Annotated in this window: 4 protein-coding genes and 1 pseudogene; all 5 read left to right on the top strand. The window is 35.5% G+C overall.

Annotated elements, in window-relative coordinates:
* Positions 1-783 (top strand): annotated as a pseudogene (locus HMPREF0518_RS10090) (methionine gamma-lyase family protein); the annotation flags it as partial.
* A 128-nt stretch (positions 784-911) separates the two neighbouring features.
* Positions 912-2,249, top strand: a complete 1,338-nt coding sequence (glnA, locus tag HMPREF0518_RS05860; protein WP_003627067.1) for a type I glutamate--ammonia ligase — start codon at positions 912-914, stop codon at positions 2,247-2,249.
* Positions 2,250-2,504: 255 nt separating this feature from the next.
* Positions 2,505-3,224 (top strand): hypothetical protein, encoded by a 720-nt coding sequence (locus HMPREF0518_RS05855; RefSeq protein ID WP_003627065.1) that lies wholly within the window; start codon positions 2,505-2,507, stop codon positions 3,222-3,224.
* 137 nt (positions 3,225-3,361) lie between these two features.
* Positions 3,362-4,267, top strand: coding sequence for a hypothetical protein (locus tag HMPREF0518_RS05850; RefSeq protein WP_003627063.1), 906 nt, complete (start codon positions 3,362-3,364; stop codon positions 4,265-4,267).
* 100 nt (positions 4,268-4,367) lie between these two features.
* Positions 4,368-5,366 carry a hypothetical protein gene (locus HMPREF0518_RS05845; RefSeq protein ID WP_003627061.1) on the top strand — a complete coding sequence of 333 codons (999 nt, stop codon included), beginning with the start codon at positions 4,368-4,370 and terminating at the stop codon, positions 5,364-5,366.
* Positions 5,367-5,395: the final 29 nt, after the last annotated feature.

The raw sequence follows: 5,395 nt of genomic DNA, 5'->3' as shown, positions 1-5,395 counted from the left end.
GCCAAGAACTGGCTATCTAGTTTCGCAGTAACTCTAGTAAAAGAAGTAGATAAACAGATAGCTCCTAAATTGGCTGAAATTGAGGATCAGATCGTTTATAACCAAGCAAAGGTATTACAAGCATTTCAAGATAATAGTGTGGCAGAAGCTGATTTAAACGGCGTTACGGGTTATGGTGATGAACGATATTGGCCGTGACAAATTAGATCGAGTTTATGCGCAAGTTTTTGATGCAGAAGATGCATTAGTGCGTCCTCAGTTTGTTTCGGGTACGCATACTTTGTTTACAGCATTAAATGGCAATTTAAAATATGGTGATACTTTAACTTATTTAATGGGATGCCATATGATACTTTGCAAAAAGTAATTGGCTTGACGGATGATAAGCGCGGTACTTTAGCTGAAAAAGGCGTGATTTTTGCGGCCGCATTGTTTGCCAAGATGGGAATGAATGTCACTCCTGCGTGGGATGAAAAGCGTAGCGATATTATTGAGACAATCATCTTTAATGATCCTGACAAGATGATTAAATTTGTCCAAGAAGTACAGAAAAATTCTCCAATTGACTCTTTCGTTACACCAGAAGCAGTTCCAATGGAAGGGTATGAAGATAAAATTATTATGGCAGCTGGAAACTTGGTATCAGGCTCAACTATTGAGTTTTCTGCAGATGGTCTAGTTAGACCACCTTATGTAGTTTATATGCAAGGCGGCTTAACTTATGCACATGACAAAGTGGCTGTTATTAACGCGGTAAGGGATACATTTTTTAATCAAAAATAAATAAAAATTACTAGACCAATTTGACATTTGCAAATTGGTCTGCTATTGTATTAGATAGTTCTAGGAGATAAAAATAAATCATAGGACTATATCAATTTAATATTTTTGTTTTTATAGGTGGATAAGCTATGAGTAAACAATATACTGCAGAAGAAATTAGAAAAGAAGTTGAAGACAAGGACGTTAGATTTTTACGTCTTTGCTTTACTGATATTAATGGTACTGAAAAGGCTGTTGAAGTGCCTAAGAGCCAATTAGACAAAGTTTTAAACAATGATATTCGTTTTGATGGTTCTTCAATTGATGGCTTTGTTCGTCTTGAAGAAAGTGACATGGTTTTATATCCTGACTTTTCAACTTGGACAGTTTTACCTTGGGGCGATGAACACGGTGGTAAGATCGGTCGTTTGATTTGTTCAGTTCATACAACTGATGGCAAGCCTTTTGCAGGTGACCCAAGAAACAACTTAAAGCGTGTTCTTGGTCAAATGAAGGATGCAGGTTTTGACACATTTGATATTGGTTTTGAAATGGAATTTCACCTTTTCAAATTAGATGAAAATGGCAATTGGACTACTGAAGTTCCAGATCATGCATCTTACTTTGACATGACTTCAGATGATGAAGGTGCAAGATGCCGTAGAGAGATTGTTGAAACTCTTGAAGGCATTGGCTTTGAAGTTGAAGCAGCTCACCACGAAGTGGGTGACGGTCAACAAGAAATTGACTTTAGATTCGATGATGCTTTGACTACTGCTGATAGATGCCAAACCTTCAAGATGGTTGCTCGTCAAATTGCTAGAAAGCACGGTTTGTTTGCTACATTTATGGCTAAGCCTGTTGAAGGCCAAGCTGGTAATGGTATGCACAATAATATGTCACTCTTTAAGGGTAAGCATAACGTCTTCTACGATGAAAATGGTGAATTCCACCTTTCAGATACTGCACTTTACTTCTTGAATGGTATTTTGGAACACGCTCGTGCAATTACTGCAATTGGTAACCCAACTGTTAACTCATACAAGCGTTTGATTCCAGGTTTTGAAGCTCCTGTATACATTGCATGGGCTGCTAAGAACCGTTCACCACTTGTACGTATTCCTAGTGCTAGTGAAATTAACACTCGTTTGGAAATGCGTTCAGCTGATCCAACTGCTAACCCATACCTTTTGCTTGCTGCATGTTTGACTGCAGGTCTTAACGGTATCAAGGAACAAAAGATGCCAATGAAGCCAGTTGAAGAAAACATCTTTGAAATGACTGAAGAAGAAAGAGCAGAACATGGCATCAAGCCATTACCAACTACTCTTCACAATGCTATTAAGGAATTTAAGGAAGATGATTTAATTAAGTCTGCTTTAGGCGATCACTTAACTCATAGCTTTATTGAATCTAAGGAATTAGAATGGTCTAAGTATTCACAATCAGTTTCAGATTGGGAACGTCAACGTTACATGAACTGGTAAAATAGTTAATTAAATGGAATCCTCATAGTTTAGTTTGAAGCTATGAGGATTTTTTGTTGTATAATCAAAAATAGACGTTTCGATTATAGCAATAGAGAAAAAAGTTGAATAAGAAAATTAAAGTTGGGTTAATTACTTGTTGTAGTTTGCTGCTTTTGACAGGATGCAGTCCTGTTAGTCATAAAACGCATCATCAAGAAAAAAATATCTGTAGTCAAAAGTCGTTCTTCTAAGAAAACAGTAAATGAAGATGGAGTGAGATTATCTGCAAAGCTTACTCCTAAAGAGAATGCAAGTGCCAATAAGCAAAATAGTGAAGCATGTTATACATTAGATAATGAGCAGATTTTTATCTATGATAACCAAACTAAGTTGGGATCAACTACGATAGATAAAATGTTTAAATATTTGAATACGCATAATAGTGCTGGTCTTGTTAAAAGAATAGCCAACGATGTAGATCTAGGTACAAATGATGATAATTCAAATAGCTCTAATACTACTAAAATAGCAGGCGATAGAGGGTTAGATAATGCACCTGAAGAGATGTTAGGAACTTGGTATTCATACGATAATCATGAAAAAGCAACCGTAACTTTTACTGATCATACTATTGAAGAAACAGAAAATGGGCATACGGTTACGACAGAACTTCATAAGATGAAACCTGATCGTGATCGCGGCGAAGATAAAGCTTATTGGGCTAAAACCAAGCACCGTGCAACTATCTCTAAGTTTAAAATGCCCGAAAGTAAGCCGAAGGATAATAAGCTGTACTACAACATCTATGGTTGGAATGAAACGGCTGGTGATGGTGAGTTTTATGCTGTTCATACAGAAGAAGGCCAGCCTGTATTAATATCAGCTGGAGGTGTCGGTGTATGGACCGATGCGGTATATTGGAAGACACCAGAGTTAGCTCAAAAATATGCCGGAAAGAAGTTTCATGACTTACATTATCGAGAAATGAATTAATTTTATAAAAAAGCCTTAATGAATTAACAAAATCAGTTTTGTAATGTAAAATGCTATATAATATAAAAGCTAATTAGTATCCCTAATTCTTTTAGGGGTATTTTTGTATTATCAGGAAGAATGTTGAAAGTATTGCAATGAGTAAAAAAATATTAACATTGATTTTTTTAATAGCTACGGTTCTAAATCTTAGTGCTTGTAGTCAAAATTCCGCTCAGCATAATAAAAATGTCGACAACAATACTCAAAGGCAAGTTTCAAAGAAATTAACTGCTAATAATTTAACCAAGACATCACAAGCTAGTGCGATTACAATGTATGCAGCCATGAATTATAAAGGAAAATGGCAAGATGCATACAAACAAGCAACTAAAAAACACCTAAGCATCAGCATTAAAAGCGGAACAGGTTTTAGTCAGATTTTTAAAGGACAAGGCTATATTTATCAGATTAGTGGCAACGGAAAAGAACAGAACACTTTCTACACATTGAAGAAAAATAAAGTCTCGTTTTTTAACCATAAAAAGAAAATAGCCACTGTTAGTTTGAGTTCGATTTTGGCTTATTTAAATGATCATCAAAAATTTGAAGAAGTTAAAAAATTAGCTACTAATACTGTGGTAGGTGCTCGAATCACTTCGGATAAATATGGAGTTAAAGGGGATGCTGGTTTAGCCTTTATCCCTAAAAAGCTACGTGGTACTTGGCACAATAGGAGGGGCAAGAAGCTAGTAATTACAGCCCATACTATTGATGGTGAAGAAATTCATAGAATATCTGCTTCTAGTGTTACTACAGCGTCTTTCCAGCAAACCAAGCATTGGGCTAGAGCTAGAATTGAGAATATTAATGGAGTCAACTGTTATCATGTTCAAAGTCTAGGTGCACAAAATTTTGGTTTATTGTATACTTTACAAAAAAATGGCAGAAATTTAGCGGTAGTAACTTATAGTGTGGATACTGGTGATTTCTTGAATTCATATTGGAAATCTACAGCAATTGCCAAAAATAATGTTAATGCTGAATTTAAAAGCTTAAAGTAAGTATAAGTTTTAGGAAATTTTTACCTTAAAAGTTGGCATTTATTGTTTTTCATAATATCATTAGGAAAAGCAATAGGAATAAAGAAAAGGGGAAATTTTGTTGAAACATAAATTAACTGTATTGGTTGCAATTTCTGCTGCTTTAACTTTAGCGGGATGCAGTCAAACTACACAAAGCAATACACAATCATCACAATCATCACAATCTAAGACAAGTAAAGTTGCTAAGAATTCAAGTGATAATTCTAATACTTCAACATCTAGTTCCAAGAATAAGGATACGTATACTAAGTTATCTGCAAGCAAGATGGATTATAAAACCACTGCTAGTGCTATTGCAGTTTATGCAGCACAAAAGTACGGTGACACTTGGGAGATCGCCGTTAATGCAGCTAAACAAGGTAATTTAGGTGTAGCATTTAGAAGCAAAGACGCTACAGGCATTACTTCTGATAATGATGGTTATGTTTATGAAGTCAGTGGTACTGGCAAGAGTAGCAATGCGCGCTACATGTTAGCAGGCGATGGTGCTGACAAGCAAGTTACTATTTTCGTTAAACAACGTAATTTAGGCACAACTAGTTTAAAGGATATTGTTGCTTACCTTAACCAAAAGAATGATGCTGATTTAGTAAAGCAATTAGCTGAAAAGACACAATTGAATGTTAAATTAGCAGGTAATGAGGATACACAAAAGACTACTAATAATAGTAGTGCTAGCGTAATTCCTTCATCACTTCAAGGAACTTGGTACACTGCTGATACAGGTAATGGCAATATTGATACTTTAACTGTAACTGATAATAAGATTAATGATGAAGCTGGTTTTAGCATGAATGTTAAGGCTAAAACCAGCGGCTCAAGCACCTCAGATGGCTATATGAAACAAACTACTATTAATGGTATTAGTTTCTATAGTTTTACTAATATGGGCCAAACTCCAGGACAAGGTAGCACCTACTTAGCACCACATACTGAAGATGGTCAAAGTGTGATTGTTTCAGCTAATTCAAATGGTCGCACTAATGCTGTTTACTGGAAGAGCGAAGCTCTTGCAAAGAAGAATTCTAATAAGCAATTTAGCGATTTGAAGTATTAGATTATAAATATTGAAAAAGACGTCGATTA

This window comes from Lactobacillus helveticus DSM 20075 = CGMCC 1.1877, assembly GCF_000160855.1.
GTDB lineage: Bacteria > Bacillota > Bacilli > Lactobacillales > Lactobacillaceae > Lactobacillus > Lactobacillus helveticus.
Note: the sequence above shows the minus strand (reverse complement) of the source record. Positions and strands in the feature narration are given on the sequence as shown.

Excerpts from the sequence above, each read along its gene's own strand:
- HMPREF0518_RS05850 (WP_003627063.1), top strand. The coding sequence starts at position 3,362 with ATGAGTAAAAAAATATTAACATTGATTTTTTTAATAGCTACGGTTCTA.
- glnA (WP_003627067.1), top strand. The coding sequence starts at position 912 with ATGAGTAAACAATATACTGCAGAAGAAATTAGAAAAGAAGTTGAAGAC.